The 24,700-nt window shown below is 58.4% G+C and carries 17 protein-coding genes and 1 pseudogene; 14 read left to right on the top strand and 4 right to left on the bottom strand.

From position 1 onward, the window contains the following. Positions 1-5 precede the first annotated feature (5 nt). From AC1Z24_RS16825 to AC1Z24_RS16815, 3 genes are all read right to left on the bottom strand, one after another. Entirely contained in the window at positions 6-644 is a 639-nt protein-coding gene (locus AC1Z24_RS16825) for a phage tail protein (protein ID WP_483741827.1), read from the bottom strand. Between the two features lie 74 nt (positions 645-718). Then, positions 719-1,375: a phage tail protein gene (locus AC1Z24_RS16820; protein WP_483741826.1), complete on the bottom strand. Its 657-nt coding sequence runs from the start codon at positions 1,373-1,375 to the stop codon at positions 719-721. Positions 1,376-1,466: 91 nt separating this feature from the next. Next, a complete protein-coding gene (locus tag AC1Z24_RS16815) occupies positions 1,467-2,102 on the bottom strand; it encodes a phage tail protein (RefSeq protein ID WP_483741825.1) in 636 nt (211 codons plus the stop codon). Between the two features lie 866 nt (positions 2,103-2,968). On the opposite strand from AC1Z24_RS16815, the gene AC1Z24_RS16810 reads away from it, so the two are divergent. The 9 genes from AC1Z24_RS16810 (at position 2,969) to cysC (ending at position 18,688) form a co-directional block, all read left to right on the top strand. Next, positions 2,969-4,432 (top strand): TolC family protein, encoded by a 1,464-nt coding sequence (locus tag AC1Z24_RS16810; RefSeq protein WP_483741824.1) that lies wholly within the window; start codon positions 2,969-2,971, stop codon positions 4,430-4,432. Between the two features lie 140 nt (positions 4,433-4,572). Then, positions 4,573-5,379 carry an efflux RND transporter periplasmic adaptor subunit gene (locus AC1Z24_RS16805; RefSeq protein ID WP_483741823.1) on the top strand — a complete coding sequence of 269 codons (807 nt, stop codon included), beginning with the start codon at positions 4,573-4,575 and terminating at the stop codon, positions 5,377-5,379. A gap of 62 nt (positions 5,380-5,441) precedes the next feature. Then, positions 5,442-5,765 (top strand): DUF6916 family protein, encoded by a 324-nt coding sequence (locus AC1Z24_RS16800; protein WP_483741822.1) that lies wholly within the window; start codon positions 5,442-5,444, stop codon positions 5,763-5,765. Positions 5,766-5,969: 204 nt separating this feature from the next. Continuing rightward, complete coding sequence (locus tag AC1Z24_RS16795; protein WP_483741821.1) at positions 5,970-6,644, top strand: phage tail protein; 675 nt, start codon at positions 5,970-5,972, stop codon at positions 6,642-6,644. A 101-nt stretch (positions 6,645-6,745) separates the two neighbouring features. Further along, positions 6,746-7,591 (top strand): sulfotransferase, encoded by an 846-nt coding sequence (locus AC1Z24_RS16790; RefSeq protein ID WP_483741820.1) that lies wholly within the window; start codon positions 6,746-6,748, stop codon positions 7,589-7,591. 74 nt (positions 7,592-7,665) lie between these two features. Then, positions 7,666-14,439, top strand: coding sequence for a DUF4347 domain-containing protein (locus AC1Z24_RS16785; protein WP_483741819.1), 6,774 nt, complete (start codon positions 7,666-7,668; stop codon positions 14,437-14,439). Further along, positions 14,436-15,806 (top strand): efflux RND transporter periplasmic adaptor subunit, encoded by a 1,371-nt coding sequence (locus AC1Z24_RS16780; protein WP_483741818.1) that lies wholly within the window; start codon positions 14,436-14,438, stop codon positions 15,804-15,806. Before AC1Z24_RS16785 ends, AC1Z24_RS16780 begins: the two co-directional genes overlap by 4 nt. A 1-nt stretch (position 15,807) precedes the next feature. After that, the gene (locus AC1Z24_RS16775) at positions 15,808-17,961 is read left to right on the top strand and encodes a site-2 protease family protein (protein WP_483741817.1); all 2,154 of its coding nucleotides are present in this window, start codon (positions 15,808-15,810) and stop codon (positions 17,959-17,961) included. Between the two features lie 202 nt (positions 17,962-18,163). Next, positions 18,164-18,688 (top strand): adenylyl-sulfate kinase, encoded by a 525-nt coding sequence (gene cysC, locus AC1Z24_RS16770; RefSeq protein WP_483741816.1) that lies wholly within the window; start codon positions 18,164-18,166, stop codon positions 18,686-18,688. Between the two features lie 138 nt (positions 18,689-18,826). Here cysC and AC1Z24_RS16765 read toward each other — a convergent pair. Next, positions 18,827-18,940, bottom strand: a pseudogene (locus AC1Z24_RS16765) (IS66 family transposase); the annotation flags it as partial. A gap of 560 nt (positions 18,941-19,500) precedes the next feature. Here AC1Z24_RS16765 and AC1Z24_RS16760 point away from each other — a divergent pair. From AC1Z24_RS16760 to AC1Z24_RS16740, 5 genes are read left to right on the top strand one after another with little or no spacing between them, the layout of a single operon-like run. Beyond that, complete coding sequence (locus AC1Z24_RS16760; RefSeq protein WP_483741815.1) at positions 19,501-20,178, top strand: hypothetical protein; 678 nt, start codon at positions 19,501-19,503, stop codon at positions 20,176-20,178. An 11-nt stretch (positions 20,179-20,189) separates the two neighbouring features. Next, the gene (locus tag AC1Z24_RS16755; RefSeq protein WP_483741814.1) at positions 20,190-20,756 is read left to right on the top strand and encodes a papain-like cysteine protease family protein; all 567 of its coding nucleotides are present in this window, start codon (positions 20,190-20,192) and stop codon (positions 20,754-20,756) included. Continuing rightward, positions 20,743-22,092 carry a hypothetical protein gene (locus tag AC1Z24_RS16750; RefSeq protein ID WP_483741813.1) on the top strand — a complete coding sequence of 450 codons (1,350 nt, stop codon included), beginning with the start codon at positions 20,743-20,745 and terminating at the stop codon, positions 22,090-22,092. Before AC1Z24_RS16755 ends, AC1Z24_RS16750 begins: the two co-directional genes overlap by 14 nt. Before the next feature lie 11 nt (positions 22,093-22,103). Beyond that, complete coding sequence (locus tag AC1Z24_RS16745) at positions 22,104-23,507, top strand: hypothetical protein (RefSeq protein ID WP_483741812.1); 1,404 nt, start codon at positions 22,104-22,106, stop codon at positions 23,505-23,507. Positions 23,508-23,512: 5 nt separating this feature from the next. Next, positions 23,513-24,589, top strand: coding sequence for a polyprenyl synthetase family protein (locus AC1Z24_RS16740; protein WP_483741811.1), 1,077 nt, complete (start codon positions 23,513-23,515; stop codon positions 24,587-24,589). Positions 24,590-24,700: the final 111 nt, after the last annotated feature.

Here is a 24,700-nt window from a genome sequence, read left to right as displayed (position 1 = left end):
GGCGATCAATTGCGTGACGGATAGATCCCTCTGGTGGCAATGATGTAATTGAGGGGCAGGTAAGGCGGCAAGGTTCCAGCGGTGGTGCTGAAGGACACGGGCGTGTGTTGCGTAGCATTTTTAGCGACGGTTGCCGTTCCTGTCGCATCAGTGTTCACCGTCGCCGCCACGCCGCCGAGTGTCACCGTTTGAGTTGGAGCGATGGTCGCCGGCAGATAGATTGCTGCAGCACGGAATACACCCTCTGCGGTGCTGGTCAGTGTCGCGCCTTCGCTCGGCGAGACCTCGCCGTCGGTCGTGGAAGTGCCGACAGCGACGGTGGTTGTCGGATTCAACGCCAGGGTCGCCGGGTGCTTATGTCCAGGCAATTGGGCGGCGCTCAGGCTGACGGTGTTGCCGATCGTGGCCCTGGTCGAGCCTCCCTTGGCGCCAAGGCCCTGTTGGGGGTCTGCGCCCATTGGAATACGTTGGCGCAGGTCGGGCAGGGCGAACGTGTTGATGCCGTCGCCGCCATAAGCGGTGCCGAGCAGGGAATACAACGCTGTGTTGGTATTGATGGACAACAGTGCGCCATTGCAAAAAGCCCAGCCGCTCGGGGCATAAGGCGCGGTCCAGGGCATGACGCTGCCGAGAAATACTTGCATAGGGTGTCCCTCTTGCCTCGGCCTTGGGCGGCCAGGTCATGTGTGTGGAAAGGCGGTGCCGCGAATCGGTCCACTCAACTGAATGGCGGGAAGATGCCGCTGACACAGATGATGTAATGGGTCGTCAAGTAGGGCGCTACGGTATCGACAGTGACCGGGAAACTGATCGGCGCCGGTTGCTCCGGTGGCGTTGTGGTGCCAGCCTGCGTCTGTACGCTGACAGTTGCCCCGGTTATTGTGCTGCTCACGCCACCCAGGGTGACCGGAGCGGTCGGCGTGACAGTCGCAGGCAAATAGATAGCGGCTGCCCTTGCGACACCCCCCGTCGTCCCGGTCAGCAGCGCATTTTCGCTGGCGACCGGTGAGCCTCCGCTGATGGACGTGCTGGCGCTGATACTGGTGCCTGTAGACAGGTTGTTGACGGTGGTGGTCGCTGCATGGGTATGGGGCGGCAGATTATTTTCGTTGAGGACGACATTGACAGTGAAGGCGGCGGTTTTAGCGCCGGAGTCGATCCCCGTATCGCCGGGTGTCGTTGAACCCATGGGCATTTTGTTGATCAGGTTGGGTAGCGCAAAGGTCTGCACGCCGTCCCCGCCGTAACGGGTGCCGATAATGGAAAACAGTGGTGTGAAATTTCTGATTTGCAACAGTGCGCCATTACACAATGCCCAGTCTTTCGGTGCGAAGTTAACAGGCCATGGCATGACGGTTCCAACAAAATAATCCATCGCTATTTCCTCACAATCCACGCCTTGCGTTGAGCGGGCGTTGATCCGTTATTAAGTTCGAAAGTGACCATTCGGAAAAATGCCGGCAGCCTCAGTTGCGTGACGGAAAAAGGCCGGAAATACAAATAATGTAATTCATCGTCAAGGCCGGTGGCGTGGTTGGAAATGGTGTATTGACCGAGATTGAAGTGTTACTGGTTGAATTATTGTCAACGGTGACGACCGGCGCTACGGTCGTGGTGATGCCGCCCAGTTTGACCCGCGTAGTCGGTGTCACCGTTGCTGGCAAATAGATTGCTGCGCTGGCCGGGCCTGCGCTGGTACTGGTGAGAACAGCGAGTTCGCTGGCCAGAGACAGTCCGCCCGTGGTGGCGGTGTCTGCCTTGATGGTGGTCGTGGCGCTGAGGCCCGTGAGTGACACTGTCGCGGGGTGGTCATGTTCGGGCAGATTATCTGCCGTCAGGCTGGCCGTGGTCGTAGCCATGGCGGTTGCGCTTCCGCCGAATTGGCCAATCTGGTCCAATGTCTGCGCACCCATGGCAAATCTGCCTGTCAGATTGGGCAAGGCAAACGTCACCGCTCCGTCGCCACCATAGGTCGTGCCGATAACGACGAACAGCGCGTCATTGTCGGAGATATTGAGCAGCTCGCCATTACAGAGTTTCCAGCCTTCAGGGATCCTGGGACCGGCCCACATGAAAATACTACCCAGGTATGCATTCTGCATTGATGTCCCCTTGATAAAGTGATGGGCACGCCCTGTTTCAGACTGCGAATCTACAGGGTCAGATATTTCAATAAGGCACACGCGCTATTCTATTAGTCGCGAACGATTAAGTGCGTGGGGCTGTTATTTAAAGTTCGAAAAGGAAGAAAGCGAACAGCAACTGCGCGCCCTGAAATCATGACGGCAATGTTGCATTTCATCCGTGCGTCTGGCCTGTAAGTACATGGCGCGTCCCTTGAAGTTGGCTCGGCGAGAGACTGGCCTGAAGAATGGCGTTTAGCCAGTTGGGCGGCGGGCAAAGATCGAAAATGTGAACTGCGTCACGTTCTTGCTTGCGTCATGACGTTCTGATAAGTGACAGCCCGACGAGGGCCGCGTCGACGCTTACCAATTTGACATCACTGTGGCGAGACGATAGCTTCTGCAAAATTAGCGGCTATGAGGTTGCGTCTGCGTAACCCAGTAGAAGAGAGCAAGCGCAACGACAGTGCTAGTGGTTCATACCTGCACCGGTCAATTGACAGGCTCGAGTTTGAAAAGGTTCCTGTCTGATTCGAACCTGTTATCGCATTGAATGTGCGATCAGGCTTCAGAAGCACAGCGGACAAGGTCAATCCGTTTCACGTGAGCCAGAGGCTTTACGCGATACGGTGGTTAAAAGGATTTTGCAGGGCGGACATGTTCGCCCATTGGCTTGCGGCGATGTATCGCGCAATAGGCGAGTTGTCTATTTGATCCGGGGAAGTAGAAATTTTATGTATTTTCGGTTGAGTGCAGTTGCGCCACATTCATTGACTGGCGCAGGTCGTTTTCGTTCCGGGCTTCAACTGAGCGCCCTGACTTCCATTTTGTTGTTGGCCGGTTGCATGAGCCTGTCACCAGAGCCTCTGGACAAGAACGCGCTCAAGGAGCAGGCCAGGCAGGATGCCATTACGGCCCAACAGGACGTCGCCCCAATCACCGGCCCGCTGACTCTTGAAGAAGCTATTGCCCGCGCTCTGAAATACAACCTCGACAGCCGTTCGCGACAGATGGAAGAAGCCCTGGCGCTGAACCAGTTCGATGTCGGCAACTTCGACATGCTGCCCAAGATGATCGCCGCCGCCGGTTACAGCGAGCGCAGCGAATACGCGACCACCCGTGCGGTGGACTCGGTCACCGGCCAGCCGTCGTTGGCCAACCCGTATATCTCCAGTGATAAACAACATGCCACCACCGACCTGGGCTTGACCTGGAGCGTGCTGGACTTCGGCCTGTCTTACTACAACGCCAAGCAGAACGGCGACCGCGTGCTGATCGCCTCCGAGCGTCGCCGCCAGGCCATGCATGTGTTGGTGCAGGATGTGCGCAGTGCTTTCTGGCGTACCGCCAGTGCGCAAAAGCTGCGGCAGCAGGTTACCGATGCCACGACCCTGGCCGAATCGGCGCTGGTTGATGCCCGTCAGGCCGAAACCGAGCGCCTGCGTGCGCCGATCGAGTCCCTGCGTTATCAGCGTCAGGTGCTGGAAAACCTGCGCCTGCTCGAGGCCATTGAACAGGAACTGGCCACGGCCCGTATCGAGTTGGCGGCCCTGATCAACGCGCCTTTGGGTGTGGCGTTGCAAGTGGTGGAGCCTGCGGAAACCTTCAACAAGCAGATCCTCGATCTGCCGGTTGAGCAACTTGAGGCCCAGGCCCTGGCGCAGAACGCCGAGCTGCGCGAACAGAACTACAACTCGCGCATCGCCAGTCAGGAAACTCGCAAGACCCTGTTGCGCCTGTTCCCGAACCTGAGCCTGAATTACAACCTGCGCCATGATTCGGACAAGTACCTGATCAACAATAATTGGAACGAGGCAGGCGCGCAGATCTCCTTCAATCTGATGAACCTGCTCAGCGCGCCTTCGCAATATCGTCTGGCCAAAGCCGGGATCAGCCTGGCCGATCAGCGCCGCGTTGCGACGCAAATGGCGGTACTGGCCCAGGTGCATATCGCCCGTCTGCAATACGCCAACGCGCTGCAACAGTACGACCGCGCCGATGCGATCTGGCAGGTCGATGACCGTCTCAATGCGCAAAATGCCAACCGCGGCCAGGCGCAAACCAGTAGCAAACTCGACACCGTGGCCAGCAATACCTCGGCGATTCTCAGCCTGTTGCGGCGCTATCAGGCGATGTCGGTGGCCAATGCGGCGGCGAGCAAGTTGCAGGCAACTCTGGGGATGGAGCCGAATATCGGTGACCTGCAGGCGCAGTCTCTGACGCAGGTGCAGGGCAACGTCGCACAGTCGTTGCAGCAGTGGGATAAGGGCAATATTGTTTCGGCCTCTGCTGAAGGGCAGGCCAAGTGATGATTGTGGGAACCCATGGGCCGACTGTGGGAGCCGGCTTTCTGGCGATCGAGTGCGAAGCGCTCGCAATATCATCAGTGACTGAGCCGACGATATCGCCAGCAATCCGGCTCCCACAAAATCGCGTTCCAATTCCGGTGATGAGGGGTGTCGCCCTGGCAATCAGTGCACTGTTCGCCAGCACCGTACTGGCCGCCGACCCGCAACCCGCAGCCCTGGTACCCTCGGGCGCCGCGCCAGCCATGACGCAAGCGGCGGCACCTGCGCCAGCCAGTGAGTCCCGGGATATCCGCGCGCAACTATCCCCCCGACAATTCACCACCCTGGCCGCCGAGATCGGCGCAAAGATCAGCAGCTTGCCCGTAGCCGAAGGCGGTGCCTTCAAGAAAGGCCAGGTGCTGGTGGGTTTTGACTGCTCCTTGCAACAGGCCCAGTTGAACAAGGCCCGTGCCGGGCTCACTTCGGCGGAAAAGACCTGGACGGCCAACAAGCGCTTGAGCGAGTTGAATTCCATCGGTCAGGTCGAGTTACAAGTGTCCGAGGCGGAGGTCTCGAAGAACCGCGCCGACGTCTCGCTGATGAGCACCATGCTCGGCAAGTGCAGCATCACTGCGCCGTTTTCCGGGCGTGTGGCCGAGCAAAAGATGCGCGAGCAACAGTTCGCCCAACCAGGGCAGGCGATCCTCGACATCCTCGACGACAGCGTGCTGGAAATCGAATTTCTCGCACCGTCGCGCTGGCTATCCTGGCTCAAGACCGGCACGGTGCTGCAACTGCGCATCGATGAAACCGACAAGACTTATCCGGCGCGGATTACGCGCATGGGTGCACGGGTCGATCCAGTCAGCCAGTCGATCAAGCTGGTGGCAACCATCGACGGTCAGCATCCTGAACTGATCGCGGGTATGAGCGGGACCGTACTGCTGACGCCGCCGAGTGCACCATAAATTATCAGGATCACGCTGCCACTATTTTGCGGGTCTGTAATTATAAAGAAAGAGGAAAGGGTATGGCGGCGCGAAACTCGCTACACGACTTTTTACCGCATGTAGGCAGTACATTTGTCGTGCATACGCTGCATGGAATGCAGAAATTAAATCTGTGCAGTGCGGCCGAGTTGCCACGCCGTGGCCTGCCTGAAAGTTTTTCGACGCCATTGTCATTGCTGTTTAGCGGTGAACGCGACTTCATGCTGACGCAAGACACCTATACCCTTGATCATCTGCATTTGGGCCGTGTTGAATGGACGGTTGTGCCGGTGATGGCAAGGACGTCTGCGCCGCGAATCGATATGCTGCCGACACTTTTTTATTACGAAGTGGTGTTCAATTAGTTTGATGTATCGCGCCGAGAAAGAGCGCCGGTAATTTCTTATATTTTGCACTGTTCATTTTTTTCGAGCTCACGTCAGGGTAAGAGTAATTAATGACGGAAATGTAAGTGACTTAGATAAGCTCCGGTAACTCACGCCAAAAAACCGGCAGGTAGGCGTGATTGTAGTGTGTATTACCTGCCGCGTAATCATAAAGGAAATACAATGGACGCATTTCTAGGAACAATTCTCGCTTGGCCTATCGAGTATGCCCCGCAAGATTGGGTATTCTGCGACGGCCGAAGCCTGAACATCAGTCAATACACCGCCCTATTCGCATTGATCGGCACGCAATATGGCGGCGACGGGAAGACCTATTTCAAGGTTCCTGATTTACGTGGTCGCGTGGTTCTGGGCGCCTATGGTCAGGCACCACTGACCTCGCAACCGTTAAGCAAAACCGGCGGTGCAGAGTCGGTCACCACGACGGGTACCGGAAGCACCGCAATTGTCCTGACCACCGCAAACCTTCCTGCCCATACCCATACTGCAACCTTGTCATTGGCGGGATTGTCGGGCGATACAAAAATCAGCGTCAGCACTGGCGTGGGTGGTCAGAACAACGCAACACAGGGCGCAACATTAACCAGCACCACCGGCGGCACACAGAATGCGGCGTCGATTTATCTGCCATCGGGTACCGCCCAGACGACTCCTGTAACCTTGGGTGGCGTCGCAACCACCGTTACGGGCACAGGGTCGGTTGCAATCGGTAATACCGGCAGCGGTACGGCCATTCCAGTCAATGTCAACGTATTGACAACCACCCCTACGGTGCCTCCGTACATGGCGCTTAACTTCATTATTTGCGTGGTGGGTATCTACGCGCCACGCCCCTGAGCGGGCCACCGCACCAAGCGGTGTCTGGAAGACCGCCACGCAATACGCCTGGCGGTTTTTAGCTGAAAAGTCCAGTTGTAGCTGAACAGGAAACACGATCGATGGCTACCGGCCAGACTTACCATTTTATTTCCGGCTTGCCGCGTTCAGGTTCGACGCTTTTGGCGGCGCTGCTTTTGCAAAACCCACGCTTCCATGCGGGCATGAGCAGCCCGGTGGCCATGCTGGTCGGCAATATGCTCACCCAGTTCGGTGCAGGCAGCGAGTTTGGCTCGATGCTTGATCAGAACCAGCGTCGTCGTCTGCTGCGTGGCGTGTTTGACGCGTACTACGCCGATCAGCCCGATAAGCAGGTAATTTTCGATACTAACCGTAGCTGGAGCGGGCATATGCCGCTGCTGGCCGATCAGTTTCCCGGGGCCAAGGTGATTGCCTGCGTGCGCAACGTGGCCTGGATCATGGACAGCCTGGAGCGGCGCTTTCGCTCCAACCCCTATGAAATCACCCGGCTGTTCGGCGATGGCGTCGAGCGCAATACGGTCTACAGTCGCGTCGAGACGTTGGCGCAGCGCAACCGTATGGTGGGCTTCCCGTGGGCGGCGCTTAAGGAAGCCTTTTACGGCGAGCATGCTTCGTCGCTGCTGATTGTCGACTACGACCTGCTGGCTCAGGCGCCACACAAGGTCATGCCGCTGATCTATCGCTTTATCGATGAGCCCGAGTTCGAACATGACTTCAACGCGGTGAGTTATGACGCGCCGGAGTTCGATGCTTCGCTGGGTGTGCACGGCCTGCACAAGGTTCGCGCCAAGGTCGAGTTGCAACCGCGGCGCACGATTCTGCCGCCGGATCTGTTTGCCCAGTTCAATGACCTGTCGTTCTGGAATAATCAGGACGGCAGCGCGGCCAGTGTTATTGCCGCCAAACCGACGACCGGCCTAACGTAACGCCCGTGCAACACCGATAACCTTCCTATTCTCTATTTTGTCTGCGCTGCATAGCATTTCTCGCAAGGATCGCCATGACTACTGATCGCACTTCCAGCCCGGTTCCCCCCCACGCGCCACGTGGCCTGCAACGACGTAAACCGGCGCCCCTGGCCCTGGAAGCACGGATCATGTTCGATGGCGCGGCGGTGGCCACGGCTGCCGAAGCGGTCAAACCGGCTGCCGCCGAAGCGCCGGTGGCCCATGTCGCCGAGCTGGGCAGTGTGGTCGCGGCCTCGCAGGCCGATACGCGCAACACGGCGCCCGCCGATACCGCCAAGGCCGCCGACACCAGTAAAAATGCTCCCGAAACGGCCAAGCCCGTGGCTGCCGAGCGCGCCACCGACGGCCTGGCCAGCAGCGCCACCAAGGTGCTGTTTGTCGATTCACGGGTGCCGGATTATCAGGCGATAGTGGCTGCTGCAGCGGCTGACGTGAAAGTGGTGATCCTCGATGCCGATCACGATGGTGTGCAGCAAATCGCAGACGCGCTGGAAGGCATGCATAACGTTGCCTCGATCAGCATCGTCTCCCACGGCGACAGCGGTTTGCTGCTGCTGGGCAATACCGCCCTGCATGCCGGGGATATGGCCCAGTATCAGGCCGAACTGGGCAGGATCGGTTCGGCCATGCAGGCTGGCGGCGAGATTCTGCTGTATGGCTGCGATGTCGGGGCGGGCAGTACAGGGGAAAGTTTTATCCATAGCCTGGCTGACGCCACTGGGGCCGTTGTCGCGGCGTCCACCGACTCGACCGGTGATGTGGCCCATGGCGGTAACTGGGACCTGGAAATTGCCACGGGTGCGTTGACCAGTGCGCCGGTGCTGGATGTGGCGAAGCTGGCGGATTATGACTACACATTGCTGACCACCTCTGTCACGAACCTGGCTGACCTCAAGGCGAAGTTAGCCACTGCGGCAGGTGACGGTGTCGATGACATCATCACTTTGACTGGCGATATCACTTTTACTCAGGCCGCGGACACCATTACGTTAGCCGTGACCGATGGGCACAAAACCACCATCGTCGGTGCCGGGCATAAAATCGATGGCGCCAACCTGACCCAAGTCCTGCACATCAACAGTGGCTCCGGTAGCGTCGAACTCAACAATTTGACCATCACCAATGGTCTGGCCAGTGGTAATGGTGGCAATAGCCTTAGCACCGGCGGTGCAGCCGGCAGCGATGCGCTCGGCGGAGGTATCTATAATGCCGGCACGCTTACCATCACCAATAGCATTATCACCGCCAACAAAGCAGCGGGCGGCGGCGGCGGCGGCGGCAGCGGTCCGAATGATGGGAACGGGTCGGGTGGTGCTGGTGGCGGCGGTGGTGGATACGGCCTGGGTGTCGGCGGGACCGGTGGGAATTTCCATCCTGGTGTAAGCGGCCCGAGTGTTATCACCGCTTCAGGTAAAGTCGGCACGGCGGGAGCGGGAGGCAATGGTGGCTACAACCCCAACAGTGCTAGCTATCGGGCTTATGCTGGTAAGGGCGGTTCCAGTGGCGGGAGTGCCGCTGGCGGCGGTATAGGCGGTCAGCTTTACACCCCCGGAGACAGTGGTGGCAATGGCGGTGTCGCGTCTAACGGTACGATATCGATCAGCGGTGGCGGTGGTGGCGGCAGCTATATCAAGGCGGGGGGCAAGGGCGGCAATGCTGCGGGCGGTATCTATAACGCTGGCCTGTTGACAATTGTCGGTAGCACCGTCAGTAACAATATTGCCGCAGGCGGTGGTGGGGGTGGCGGCACGGTTGCTAACAACCCTACTGCTGGAGTGGGCGGTGACGGCGGAAATGCCGCGGGTGGCATCTATAATATCGGCACCCTGCGCCTGGATGCGACCAGTACCAGCAATATGACAGGCAACATTGGCCGGGGCGGAGCGGGCGGCAAGGGTAACCCGGCCAACGGTGTAAATGGGACCAACAGTGACGACCGTACTCTCACCGGCACCGTCGACACTTCTTACGTCGCGCCAACCCTCTCCGGCGCCAGCGCTGGCCAGACCGTCAACGACAATACGACGCTATCGCCATTTGCTGGTATTACGCTGACCGGCTCCAACCTGTCCATGACCATCACTCTGGACAGCGCAACCAAGGGTACTTTCACCTCTGCATCGCTCACGGCCAATGGTTTTTCCACCGCTGACGGTGGCCTGACCTATACCCATGCGGCCACGACGGCAGCCGCTCTGCAGACCGCCGTACACGGCCTGGTCTATCAGGCGACGCCGAACCGGGTTGCGGTTGGAAGTACCGAGACCACCACCTTTACTGTCGCGATCAGTGATGGAGGGGGGAGCGTCTCCAATAACACCACCACGGTGGTCGCCACCTCGGTCAACGATGCACCCACAAGCATTGGCAACACCAGCATCCCCAGTATTTTCGAAGACGCTGCATCGCCATCGGGCGTGGCCATTTCCGCGCTGACCGGTCTCAGCTTCGCCGATCCGGACGTCAGCTCCTCCCTGGGCGGCATCGCTGTAACCGGCAATACCGCCAACTCCAGCACCCAGGGCGCCTGGCAATACTCTGCCGACGCAGGCGCGCATTGGTACGCCATCGGCGCGGTCAGCGATACGTCGGCACTGGTATTGTCGGCCAGCAGCCTGCTGCGTTTCGTTCCGGTTGCCGACTTCAACGGCACGCCAACGGCCCTGACAGTGCGGGCAGTAGACAATACCCGTAGTGGCTACACTACCTCCGCTGCGGCGGAACAGCGGATAACCGCTGTCACCAGCACCAACGGCGGCATCACGGCTTTTGCAGCCGCTACCAATACCATCAGCACCTCGGTCACAGCGGTCAATGATGTGCCAGTGTTCACCAAGGGCGGCAATCAGACCGTACTGGAAGATGCCGGTGCGCAAACCGTCAGCAGTTGGGCGACCGGTATCAGTGCCGGTGCTGCCAACGAGTCCGGGCAGACCCTGAATTTCATCGTCAGCAATAACAACACCGCCTTGTTCAGCTCGCAGCCGAGCATCGATGCCAGCGGCAACCTGACCTTTACCGCTGCCGCCAATGCCAACGGCACCGCGACCGTGACCGTGTCCCTCCACGACAACGGCGGCACCGCCAATGGCGGCGTGGATACCAGCTCGACCCAGACCTTCACCATCACCGTAACAGCGGTCAACGACGCGCCAACCGGCTTGGGCAACCTGACCCTGCCGACGATTCTTGAAGACACCACCTCACCGGCTGGCGCCGCCATCAATGCCTTGACCGGCCTGGCCTTTGCCGATGTCGATACCGGCGATACCCTGGGCGGCCTGGCCATCGTTGCCAACACCGCCAACGCCACCACCCAGGGCGTCTGGCAGTATTCCACCAACGGTGCCAACTGGTACGCCATTGGCACGGTCAGTGACAGCGCTGCCCTGACGGTTTCGGCCGCCACCCAGCTTCGTTTTGTGCCGGTAGCTGATTACAACGGCACGCCACCAAGTCTTACAGTCCGTGCAGTGGACAGCAGTTATGCCGGCGCCTACAGCGCGGCAGTGGCGACAGAAACCCGCGCCACCGTCGATGTCACTAGCGTCCATGGCGGTAGCACGGCGATTTCCGACAACACCAACACCGTCGGCATCACCGTGACGGCGGTCAACGATGCACCGACCTTTACCAAGGGGGCAGATGTAACCGTGCTGGAAGATGCCAGCGCGCAAACCATCAACAACTGGGCGACCAATCTGGTCAAGGGCCCGGCTGATGAATCGTCGCAGACCCTGAGCTTCACTGTCACCAACAGCAACAACGCCCTGTTCAGTGCCCAGCCGAGCATTGATGCCAGTGGCAACCTGACCTTTACCGGGGCAGCGAATGCCAACGGCACGGCCACGGTGACTGTGGTCCTGCACGATAACGGCGGCACCGCCAATGGTGGCGTGGACACCTCTACCCAGACCTTCACCATCACTATTACACCGGTCAACGATGCGCCGACCGGTTCGCCAACGGTGTCGGGCAGCAACACCGAAGGCCAGATTTTGACCGCCAATACCTCGGGTATTGCCGATGTCGACGGCCTGGTTGGCGTCACGTTCAATCATCAGTGGCAGGTGTCGGCTGATGGCACTACCGGCTGGACTGATGTCACCGGCGCCACGGCATCCACCTTGACCCTGGATTCGGCTCAGGTCGGCAAGTTCGTGCGCGACAAGGTGTCCTTCACCGATAACGGCGGCACGCTGGAAACCCTGTTCAGTGCCGCCACCTCATCGTCGATCGCCGGCGTAGTGCCACAGGTCAACAGCATCAGCCGTGCTGGCGTCGCAGCAGTGTCGGGTTCGGCTACTTCGGTGGTCTACAACGTCACCTTTAACGTCGCCGTCAGTGGTGTCGATATCGGTGACTTTGTGTTGACCCCGACGAACACTGCTTCGGGCACCATCAGTGCAATCACCGGCTCGGGCTCGACTTATCAGGTCACCGTCAACGGCCTGGCTGGCGACGGTGATCTGCGTCTGGATCTGAAAAACTCCGGCACCGGTATCGTCTCAGGCAGCAGTACAGCCATCGGCGGCGGTTATACAGCCGGCCAGCTCTATACCCTGGACCACACTCCGCCAAGCCTGACGGCGGTCAGCCTGCCCAACTTGCCGCTCAAGGTGGGCGATACCCAGACGGTGACGTTCACCGTCGCGGATGATGGCGGCTCGCCCCTTTTCCTGGTCAGCGGCACCGTGGGTGGCTACAGTCTGAGCGGCCTGACCCGCGTCAACAGCACGACCTACACCGCGCAGTTCACCGTGACATCTGGCGGCGCCGATGTCGCCGCTGGCAACGATGTGCCGGTCAGCATTGTGCTGGCCGATGCTGCCGGTAACCGGAACACGGCCTTTACCACCCCGATCAGCCAGTCCAATGACTCGATCAACGGCAATGCGCCGACACTGCTGAACCTGAGCAACGCCAGCGTCCAGACCACCGCCGGGGTCAACGCTTTGGTTGGCGTCTTGGCTACTACCGACGCCAGTGCGGGTGACACCTTCACTTACACCATTGTCAGCGGTACGGGGGACACCGATAACGCCGCGTTCACTCTTGTGGGCAACAACCTGAGGGTCAACGATCCGGTGGCTCTGGGCAACGGTCCCCGTTCGGTGCGCATCCGTACCACCGACAGCGGTGGCAACTCTATCGAACAAGCGTTCACCATCACCGTCAGCAGCTACTCGGCACCGCTTGCCGTCGCAGATACCGCCAGTGCCACCGAGGCGGGCGGTGTGGCCAACGCCACTGCCGGGGTCAATCCGGCCGGCAACGTGCTCGCCAACGACCAGAGCAGCAACACCAAGACCATCACCGCGATTGCCGGTGGCACGATAGGCACGGCGCGGGCGGGCACCTATGGCAGCCTGACCCTCAACGCCGACGGCACTTACACCTACACGGTCAATAACAGCAACGCCGCGGTACAGGCGCTGCGTACCAACGCCGACACCCTGACCGATACCTTCACCTACACCATGGCCGACAACACGGCGGCCACCAGTAGCGCGACCCTGACCGTGACCATTCACGGAGCCAACGACGCGCCGCGTGTCGCCACGGCGATCACCACTCAGCAGGTGACTGTCAGTACACCGCTGTTATATGTGGTGCCGGTGGGTACGTTTGCCGATGTCGACGCCGGTGACACTCTGACTTACACCGCGACCCTGAACGGTGGCGCGCCGCTGCCTGCGTGGCTGACGTTCAACGCGGCAACCCGCACCTTCAGCGGCACACCGACGACGGTGGAGAACCTGAGCATTGTGGTGACGGCCACTGACCTGTCGGCAGCCTCGGCCAGCAGCGTCTTCACCCTGCAAGTGGCTGCCGCGGCGCCATCGGGTGGCGGTGGTACACCGACCACGCCGACAACACCGACCGATCCGGGAACCCCGACAACGCCAGTGGCGCCGCCAACGACGCCGGTCACGCCAACGGATCCAGTCACGCCTGTAACCCCTGTAACCCCTGTGACGCCACCGGTGACGCCAGTGACGCCGGACGTGCCCGTGGTCACCACGCCTGTGCAGATCCCGGACCCGCAGGTGCCAAATAATCCGCAGCCAGTGCAGCCGATCACCGCTGTGCAGCAGACACCGTTGCAGTCCATCAGCGAGAGTGTGGTCGAGACAGTGACGCAGCCGGAGTGGAGCGCCAACCAAATGATCAGCGAGTCGTCGACGTCGATCAGAGTCGACGCACCGCCTGTGGCACCGGTCAACGGTTTCGCCTCGACTGCATTCATTGGTACGGGCAGTTCGTTCGTATCGGCAAGCGGCAGTTTCAGCCCGGTCAACGAGCGCTTCAGCGCGTTGTCGCCCACGCCGTTCAGTGAGTTCCAGCGCACCCTGACGGACAGCGGACCGGGGATTTTTCCGGTGGCTATTTCGCCGCTCGGCCAGACCGGCCTGGTGGTACTGAGCGGCATTCAGGATCAGCAGTTCACCGCCGGTGATCGCCTGTCGTTCACCGTCCCGTCCGATGCCTTCGGTCACAGTGATGCGCAACCGGGGATCGTGCTTCGCGCCTCCCAGGCGGATGGCCGTGCGCTGCCGACCTGGTTGACGTTCAACAGCACCACGGGGCAGTTCGAAGGTACTCCTCCGCCGGGCTTCAAGGGTGAGCTGGTGATCAAGGTCGTGGCCAAGGACAGCAGCGGCCATCAGGCTGAGGTGACCTTCCGGGTCAAAGCCCACACCGGGCAGACCAGCGCCGACATTCCTCGTGGTCGTAGCGGTTTGAGCGAGCAATTGCGCACGGCCGCCAATCGCACGACAGCCTGGGCCAGCGGGCGGATATGACCGACTTGTCTTCCGTGAATCAGGGTGTTTCAGCGATGGCGCTGAGCACCCTGACGCACTTGTCACATCTGGCCCGGCATGCCGTCAACACGGTTGAACTGGGCTTTCTGGCGGTCAATGAAAGCCATGCCCTGGCAACCTATCGCCAGGGGGCTTTATGGCTGGAAGAGGGTGCTGTGCAGGCGTTGTCCGGGGTGGTGCAACCGGAAGCCAACGCGCCTTATGTGCAATGGCTGACCCAGGTCTGTCGCGTGCTGCACGGCCAGCAACGACCGAGCGGCAGTATCACGTCCAACGACCTCCCGGAGCACCTGGCCAGCCAGTGGAGTGAATGGCTACCGGCTTATCTGCTGTGGTTGCCCATGCAGATTCAGCTCAAACCCGGCCACGTGCTGTCCGGCGCGTTGCTGCTGGCTCGGGATGAGCCATGGCCTGCCCATGACATCGCCTTGCTCGATGAGTGGCGCGATGTTCTGCAATACGCCTATGCCTTGCGCCTGTATGCCGAGCCACTGTCCTGGCGCCGTCGTCTGGCCAGGGTGCCCGGACAGATCCGCCGCAGACCGGGACGGCTGGCCATCGGCCTGGTCGCCTTCGGTTTGCTGCTGTGCCTGCCGGTGCAATTGACCGTGCTCGCGCCCGGCGAACTGGTGCCCGCGCATCCGGCGATGATCCGTGCGCCTCTGGACGGCGTACTGGGCAGTTTTATGGTCGAGCCTAATCAGCAGGTCAAGGTCGGGCAGGCGCTGTTCAACTTCGATGATGCGCCGCTGCAAAGCAGGCTCGACGTGGCACGTCAGGCGTTGACTACCGCCGAAGCCGAATACCGTCAGATGGCGCAGATGGCCGTCTATGACAACAAATCCAAGGCGCAACTGGCGGCATTGGCCGGGCGCATCGAAGAGCGGCGCGCCGAGGCTGATTATCTGCAAGGACAGTTGCGGCGTTCGCGGGTGGTGTCGCCTCAGGACGGCATCGCACTGTTCGACGACCCTAGCGAATGGATTGGCAAACCGGTGACCACGGGTGAGCGGATCATGCGCATTGCCGAACCGCAGGACGTGGAAATTCAGGCCTGGCTGGCCGTTGGCGATGCCATCCCGCTGGAGGAGGGCGCGACGGTCAGGTTGTACGTCAATGCCAACCCGTTTTCCCCGGTGGCCGCGCGCATGCGTTACATCGCCCATGACGCCGAGCAACAGCCCGACGGCAGCTACGCCTACCGCATGCGTGCGACCCTCGACTCGCCCACCGACCAGCGCGTCGGCCTCAAGGGCACGGTCAAGCTCAGTGGCGAACAGGTTTCGCTGGCGTACTGGGTGCTGCGTCGTCCGCTGGCGGCAATGCGTCAGATGATTGGCCACTGAGTTGGACAGTGCACTCCCAGCAGTCCCGACGCTGTCCATTGAGCCTGCGCCGGTCTGCCTGCCGCCCCTGCGTGAAGAGTTGGAGCTGTTCGGCGCGCCGACGGCGAGCGACGGTCAACCCAACTGGACGCTGCACGACCCGGTGCGTAATACCTTTTTTCGCATCGACTGGCTGAGTTTTGAAATCATCAGCCGCTGGCAGCTTGCCGAAGCGGACGCCATCGCCGCCGATATCGCCCGCCATACCACGCTGCGCCCTGAGGTCGAGGACGTGTTGGCGATGGCGAAATTCCTCCAGGACAACCAGCTGTTGCGTACACCGCCCAATAGCGCCCGGTTGATGGCTGAAAGCGTGCGACGCCGACGTGGTACGTTGTTCAACACCCTGCTGCACAATTATCTGTTCTTCCGCCTGCCACTGGTGCGCCCCGATGGCTGGCTGCAACGGCATGTCGGTTGGGTGGCTCCGTTGTATACCCAGGGGTTTGCCTGGCTGACCCTGTTGGTGCTGGTCATCGGCCTGGTGTTGGTCGAACGGGACTGGGCGCGCTTTACCTCGACCCTGATGGACACTTTTTCCTGGCAAGGTTTTGTCGGCTACGGCGTGGCCCTGATCGCCATCAAGACTCTCCACGAATTGGGGCATGCCTTTACCGCCAAGCGCTTCGGTTGCCGGATACCGACCATGGGCGTGGCCTTTCTGGTGATGTTCCCCATGGCCTACACCGACACCAACGAAGTGTGGAAGCTGGGCCAGCGCAAGCAGCGCTTTCAGGTCGCGGCTGCGGGGATCGTCACCGAACTGGTGGTGGCCGTCTGGGCCACCCTGGCCTGGGCCTTGTTGCCAGAGGGCCTGCCCAAGGCCATCGCCTTTATGTTGGCCACCACCACCTGGATCGCCACACTGGCGATCAACAGCAGCCCGTTCATGCGCTTCGACGGCTACTTCCTGCTGTCGGACTGGCTGGACATGCCCAACCTGCACGCTCGCTCCTTTGCTCTGGCGCGCTGGCACATGCGTGAGTGGCTGTTCGGGCTGGGCCTGGAGCCACCGGAATACTTCTCACGAAAAATGACCCTCGGCCTGATCCTGTTTGCCTATGCCACCTGGATCTACCGTTTGCTGCTGTTCCTCGGTATCGCGGCACTGGTCTATCACTTCTTTATCAAGGCGGTCGGCATCCTGCTGTTCGCCGTGGAAATGGGCTGGTTTATCCTGATGCCGTTCTACAAGGAAATAAAAGAGTGGCCGCAGTTGCTCGCCGGGCAGCGCGGTCGCGCGCGGTTGTGGCGCCCGGCGCTGATTCTGCTGGCCGTGGTGTTGATTCTGATCGCGCCCTGGCCGACGCGGCTCAGTGCCTCGGGCCTGCTGCGTCCAACCGAGAATTACCCGATCTACGCCCCCGCCGGTGCCCAGGTCGCACGCCTGCCTTGGGCTAATGGCGAGCAGGTCAAGCAAGGCGATATCTTGTTGGAACTGGCTTCGCCAGACCTGCAACTGCGCTGGCGGCGGGCCCAGGTCAAGCTGGAGAGCGTGCGTCATCAGGCCGAGCTCACCGGCATCGATGCCGAGCAGCGAGTGAACATGCAAGTGCTGCAGCAACAGGAAATCAGCGCCCGTGCCGAGCTGGCCAGCGTCCAGGCGGAACTGGCGTTCTATTCACCCAGGGCGCCGTTCAGTGGTGTCGTGCAAAACATCGAGCCAGGCCTCAAAACCGGGGTCTGGGTCAGTAATCACGAGCGTCTTGCGACCCTGGTCGACTCCGCAGACTGGCGCGTGGAAGCCTACCTGGATGAAGACGACATACGGCGGATCAAGGCCGGCGACAATGCGCGTTTCTATGCCGACGGCGACAGTGGCCTGAACCTGCCTTTGCAAGTCACCGCCATCGAACAGGACGCCACTCGGCAACTGACCACTGGCGTACTGTCCAGCGCGGCAGGCGGGTCCGTACTGACCCGGGACAAGCATGGCAAGCTCATCCCCGAGCGCGCGGTGTACCGCGTCACCCTGCACAGTGATCAACCGCCACCCGCGCGCGCCCTGCAACAGAGCTGGCGCGGCCATGTGGTGATCAATGGAACTTGGCAATCACCGGTGCAGGGTTTCGTTCGTTCGGCATTGGTGCTGGTCTGGCGTGAAACAGGGTTTTAGGTTTCCTGTCGCTGCGGCGCTTGCGCGCCCGAGAACCCGGGGCCGTCCAGTCCGCGTAAAGAAATGCGTGCGGATATTTGACGCCACTGTTGCGACATGATCGTCTGTGTCATCTGCGTCAGGCCCGCCTTGGCGGACTTGCAGGCTTTTTAACCAGCGGATCAGGGAAGTCTATGTTTGCTTCATACATTGGTATTGCGTCATGAGCCGTGCTGCCGCTCATGTGTTCTGGCTGACCGGCCTGTCGGCGGCGGGAAAAACCACCTTGGCCCGAGGCCTTGAGCAACAGCTCAATGCCAACGGCCAACGGTGTGTAGTTTTGGATGGTGATGAGTTGCGTCGGGGCCTGTGTTCAGACCTCGGCATGGACGAGCAAGGCCGACGCGAGAACATCCGGCGTGCGGGTGAAGTCGCCTTGCTGCTGCACCGTGCCGGTTTGCATGTGATCTGTGCGTTTGTCTCGCCAGTCGCCGAAGACCGCAGGCGGGTGCGTCATCTTTTCGATGCTGCGAGCTTCACGCAAGTGTATGTTTCGACCTCATTGGAGGAATGTATGCGTCGAGATCCAAAGGGGTTGTATGGCAAAGCCAGGCGCGGTGAGCTCGATAACCTCACTGGGTGGGACGCACCCTATGAGGTACCGTTGCAGGCAGAGTTCAACTACGACAGTGAACACATGGACCGGGACGCCATGATTAATGCGTTGCTGCAGCGGATAGATCGCTGAAGTGTTTTGAGAGTGCTTTAAACCATGATGTTATACGATCGCTGAATAGCACTCTTTTTTAAAACAGCCCATGGGCATGACTCATCTGCTGCCGGTCCTGCTCGATAAAAAAACAGTTCTCTATGAGTACCGAGCGCCGCGTAAAATGGCCAAGCCAGCTCGTCCGAAAATCGACTCCTGGCGGTAAAGCGGAAGATGGGCGGCAAACTTGGTGATCATGACGTGAGCAAGCAGCCCAGCAGTCGGGTAGCCAGCAGGCGTAATGGTCAGTGGTGCCAGGGTGATTTCAGCCCGGTCGTTGAGTTTTTTTTTGCCTGAATGGCTACTGCGTGGGTTGCAATATCAAAGGGTTACAGCGACACCAAAAAAAAGTTCAAAAAAAAGCAGCGAAAAATAAAACTTCGTCTATATTAGTTTGGGTATGGCACTCAGCCATGACGGGCAACTTATTAAAGGACGAAGTAAATGGGCACGGACGCTAAGCTGATATTGTTCGATTCGATCTATGCCTTCCAGCCATGCTCAGGTACTCCCCGCGTAACAGTCAAGCGTGTCGGTTGTAGCCACGGCGCATCCGTGTGCAACTTTTATTTCTGTTGCAAGACATAGAGGCCATTCAGGGTCGCAGCTGTTGATAGCTGAAGCTCGTTGTCTAGATCGGTGTAATTCTCGAGGGTGTATTCACCGTCACGGCTTTTTTAACTTAATGATTTTGTTGTTTTTGTGCGCGGCCTGTAGTTTCCGTCGTGCTGTGGTACGCGTGTGTTTTTCCTGTGGTTAACGATTTATTATTCGTTTAAAGGAGTTTTCCCGTGGATCCGATTGCTATCATTATCAATAAGCTGATTCAAAATAACCTGCCCGCCATCAATGCCGCCATTCATGACGAAATTATCAAGCGTAATCTCGATCCTATGGCTCATGTGACGTCTGACGATTCCAGGCTTGGCAGTATCGACCTTGGTATTTGCACTGCCTATGTTGATGCGGGTTACGATGTCAATAACCTGGCCGGTCTGTCGAGCTGTCACATCAATACGCTGGAAGTCACCTCCAGCGGCAATAATCCACAGAACAATAATGAAGTTAATGGCAATTTGAGTATCAATGCCAGCATCAATGGTATCAGCGCCAGTGTGGGCGGCCATGTAGGCGGTGGCTGCGGTTTTATTTCAAAAAATATCGGCCTTTCCGGCTCTGTGTCGGCAAGCGCTATCCAGGCCAGCGGCAGTGGCAGCTTTCAGGCGCAAATCAATGGCCAGCAATTGTGTCTGAACAGCATCCGGTTGAATCAGCTCAGCCTGAGTTATAGCGACCTTAACGTCAATATTGACGGGTTGGGATTCTTCAACGACTTTATCCGTCCGCTGGAAAATCTTATTCTTGATCAGTTTAACGGAGCTATCAGCAGTCTGATTGCTTCCGCCCTTACGCCGGTACTGAACAGTGAAGTGAGCGGGATATTGCCACTGTGCACTAATCTGTCTTGATATCACCGCTCATGAAATTATTTGTCGATATGGGGGATGGTCATTCATCCTCGTTCTCGGCGCGTTATCGCATGCCGATCATTACCGGCAGTTCTGTCGCGCTGGCTGTCAAGTTGGAGCGACAGGAAAAGCCTAATTGGTGTTGGGCAGCGATTGCTGAATCGATGGCGGCCTATTTTGATTCAGGTGCCTGGAATCAAGTGTCGATTGCCAAGGCCTGCGGTTGTCTTGAGAGCAGTGATCACGGCAGCCTGCTCACGCTTAATCAGGCGCTGGATGTTGTCGGCTGTGCATTTTACTGGACGCCCGGAAAGCCGACATTTGAACGTGTCATGTTTGAAATTAATAACGGCTTGCCGATAGGTGTGCGTATTCAATGGCATGGTGGGCTGGCTCACTTTGTGATTATTCAAGGGTACGACAGCGAGACGTCCAGCCTGTTGATTGGAGATTCTATTCAAGGTAGTTCCATTCAGGCCTACCACTCTTTTCCGAAATCATACGAAGGTCAATGCGGTGTCTGGACAGAAACCTACTGGACACTACGGCCCGGAGATAAAACCAATGAGTTATTATGATGTGGCAGCCGGAATGAGCCAGTCCGGCTTGAACACGACCGTTACAACGTTGTTTGCAAGTTCCACGGCGCAGACCAAGATATTTAACGGTAATGTAACCCAGGACCTGGGCACTTATGGAACGGTCAACCTGGTCTACAAAATCGTTGATTGTCCCGCCGTTAATCTGACACCACCTGACCAGACTGCTTGGGATGCTTCATACAAGGCAACCGGTGTAACGACCCTGCCGGCGACCAATGTCTTTCAACTGACCCTGAACGATGTCAGTGCGACGGTGACGTATGCCGGAGCCAAGTTGGCAGCCGAGGGTAAGATTATTGCTTACGCCACCTTTGCCTTGGCCAATGGTGTGCTGACCCTGACGCCATTGGCGGTGTGGATCGATGAGTCAAAGTTCAGCAGTCTCGACACCGTCATCGTCAATGACATCTTGATTCCACAGATACTCAAGGTGGTGACTTCCACGTTGTCGAGTATTCCGTTGCCGCAGTTGCCCAGTTTTGCCGGGCTGGTTTTTCAGACCCCGATCGCAGCCATCATCGATAACGACGCGATAGTGCTCGCCACTGCAACGGGTACGACCCCCGTCGTTGATTTGAGCGGCTATGTCAGCCCTGCTGAAAATGTTTATGTGCTGGCTAATATCCGGTTGCTCAACAGCGTTCTGGCCTCCCAGGTGCAAGGCAAAAGCAAGAGCGCCAATGACCGATCGGGTCCTGATGGATGGTATGCCGCCGCCAGGATCAGCGCCACCGTCGGCACTGTGCAGGTGGCCATCGATGGCAGCAACAGTCTTATCAATCTGGGGCTTACGGATATCAGCGGCTATGGCGAACTCGGTGGCGCGGGTGTCGGTATCGCTAAAGCGGTGATGTGCCCTATCGGCGCAGCGGCAGATGCCATCTCCAATCCTTCCGACTGGGACAAGGTCATCAGCAATTTCTCTCTTACGTATTCCCCCGATCCACTGCCTCTGCCGTTTTCCCTCAAGGCTGCAACCAGCCAGACAGCTCAGACCTTGTCTCTTTCAATCGGGAAGCTGGGGGCCTTTAACCTGGTCGCCGCGCCGCAGTGGTCAGGGTCTGTGACCGGAACTGTATTGGCGGCCGCAGCTGCTGGCTTCGTGGATCTGCTTTCAGAGGTGTTCGGCAAGCTGATTATCAACGCAGTGCTTGAGGGCAATGCGCAAAATATCAGCATCTGCACCATTCCCAAGATCTCCACTTCTGTTGAGGGCATTACGGTTCAACTGACCATACCCGATGGCTCGGTCGCGGCAGTGCATGGCACGAGCGAGTTGATTCAAACCTTCTCTGTCCAATTTCCTCAGTAGGTAGCCAGATAATGTCAAATTCAACTCGTCCGACCTTTCAGGCATTGGAACAGCAGATCCGCACGGTATTGATGCAGCAGCCTGATCAACTGAGCGTCGCTGCCACACCTGAATTTCCTTTGGTTTTTAATGCGCAGATGCCACCGGGCCATGGCTTCGAACAGGGCAACATTGGTATTCGCTTCAGTGCAATGTCGATGGGCGGCCTGCAGCAGATTTTGCTCGACAAGGTCGCTCGCGGCACCAGCTCCGGTGACTACCAGATGATTTTGCGTATTCCCGAATTGACGCTGCAGGGCCAATACAGTGTCGACGCAATCAACTCGCCGAAAATCACGCTGGACCATGGCGGCAGCATGATGGACTTCGATGATGCCGCCGATTATCAGCCTGCGGGCACGACCGACGGGAGCATTACACCGCTGACGCCGGAAGAGAAGGCCGCGATGCTGGATCAGGCGCGGGCACAAAGGCAATCCCTGCGTGAAACGCCCAACGGCCAGGCGCTGCTCAATACATTCAATGAGCATAACGAAATCTTCAATACGGTTTTCGTCACCAGTCCGGCCGCGCGAATTGCCTGGGCTGCCGGCGGGGCCACCCAGGCCATGGCAGTCGATACCCATGTATCGGTAACCAATGATTCGATTGTGAACCCTAAGGGCAAACTCTATGGGCCTAACCTCACCTATAACTCCAATGCGTTTAACCAACAGTTGCAAATAGTGGTGAATACAATCTCGGCGGACCCGAATTTCAATCCCTGGGATCCGGACTCCAAACTCGACCCTGACAGCAAATACGTAAAAGCCAGTCTGGCCGCAATGACGTTCAGTACGTCGGTGAATCAGACAGGCAATGACAAGGTCAACGTCACCGAGTTGACTCGCTCTCACGTCTTCACGCAAGTCGAGCATCAAAGTGCACCTGCCCCTGCGACGGTTGATCAATTGCAAAACATCATTGATCAGGGTGCAGGCGCCGGTGGGGCGGTTGAAGCGGCACACAAGAACAACTGGCAGGTTCTTGATGAAGAAGACCGCGGCAAAGTCCGTCGTTTCCTGTTTCAAGCCGTTCAGGAACGTTTGCTGAAAATGAATCTGAAACCCGCACCGCTATGGCAGGGGCCCTGCTCTGCGAAGGTCAGTGATGTTATGGCTACGGTGGATGTTCATGCCGATACCCAAGGCAATTGCCAGATTCAGCGTTGCCAGTTCGATATTCCGGCCTTTGCCCTGGAAATCGACGACTCGGCGTGGGTCGGTGAAGCCGCCGAGCAGACCCGTCAGCGCCTGAATCAGATCTTCTTCATCAAGCGATTGTTGCATGACAAGGTTCAGCAGGGTCTGAGAGGCGTTCTGGATACGTCTCTGGCCAGCGTATCGACTCGTCAGCTTGAATTGGCCGCGGAGTAAAGTGGGTGGATAAAGCACGTCGTGATTATGAAATAGACATACTGTTCAAGGGCAGGGCCGGGACCAGCGCTATCCAGACGTCGGCGCCTAATCCGCTGGATCTGGCCATGCTCGATATGAACGGCGATCTGGCCCGCTTTGAACAGGAGCTGGCCAATGCGCTGGCTCCTCAGGCCAAGTACCTGACCGCCACCGAGTTTGGCATTTACAATCGGGGCAAGAAGTTACGCCCGTTGTTATTGATGCTGTCTGCCCGATTGTTGCTTGAGCAACAGGCGTTGCCACTCAAGGTGGTCAAGGCGTCGGCCTCTTTGGAAATGCTTCATGTCGCTTCGTTGATTCATGACGACATTATCGACAACGCGTTGCTTAGAAGGGGCCTGGAGTCGGTGAATGCATCCCGTGGTGTCAATACGGCGATTCTGGTCGGTGATTTGCAGTTTCTGCAGGCCATTCGTAACTTTATCGATGCCATTGAAACCGACAGTGAGATGGGGTTAGTCAAGATGGTGCTCGATTCCGCGTTCAACGTGTGCATCGGCGAGCTTGACGAAATCAATACAGATCCAAAATGGAGCATTCCTCAACTTAAGACACGCTACATGGAAGTCATCGAGCGTAAAACAGCGCTGATGTTCGGCCTGGCTTGTGAGACCGGGCAGGCGCTAGCGGGTGCCAGCTCTTCGGATGCCAGACGCCTGGGGTTTTATGGGCGCCGGATTGGAAGGGCATTCCAGATCATGGACGATATTCTTGACTTCATGCAGCAAGACAAGGACTCGGGAAAGGCGGTCGGCATCGACTTGTTGCAAGGGCGCCTGACCCTACCAATCATCTATGCAATGGAGGCATTGCCAGCGGATCATTTCATTTGTCGGCATATACGCAAAGAGCAACCGCTGACAGAAGATCTTGAGATCGCGCTGGAGGTGGTCAGAAATACCGATGCGTTAAGCAGAACCTATGCCGATGCACGCCGGGAGGCGTTGGACGCACTCAAATACCTGGCTCACTTTAAACCTTCGATTTATCGCGATCATATGGAAGGCATTGCGATGTATATCGTGGATCGTCAGTTTTAGTACTAATTGCTGTCAAGCGCAGCGTCGGGGTTTTGTGGCGCCTGAGTTTGCCTGATTGCTTGAACTTTGCAGTTTTGAAATAGGCGTCGTGGCCCGCCGTGAAGCCCCGCG

The organism is Pseudomonas sp. JL23, from assembly GCF_056933585.1.
This window is presented reverse-complemented; position numbering and strand designations above follow the sequence as displayed.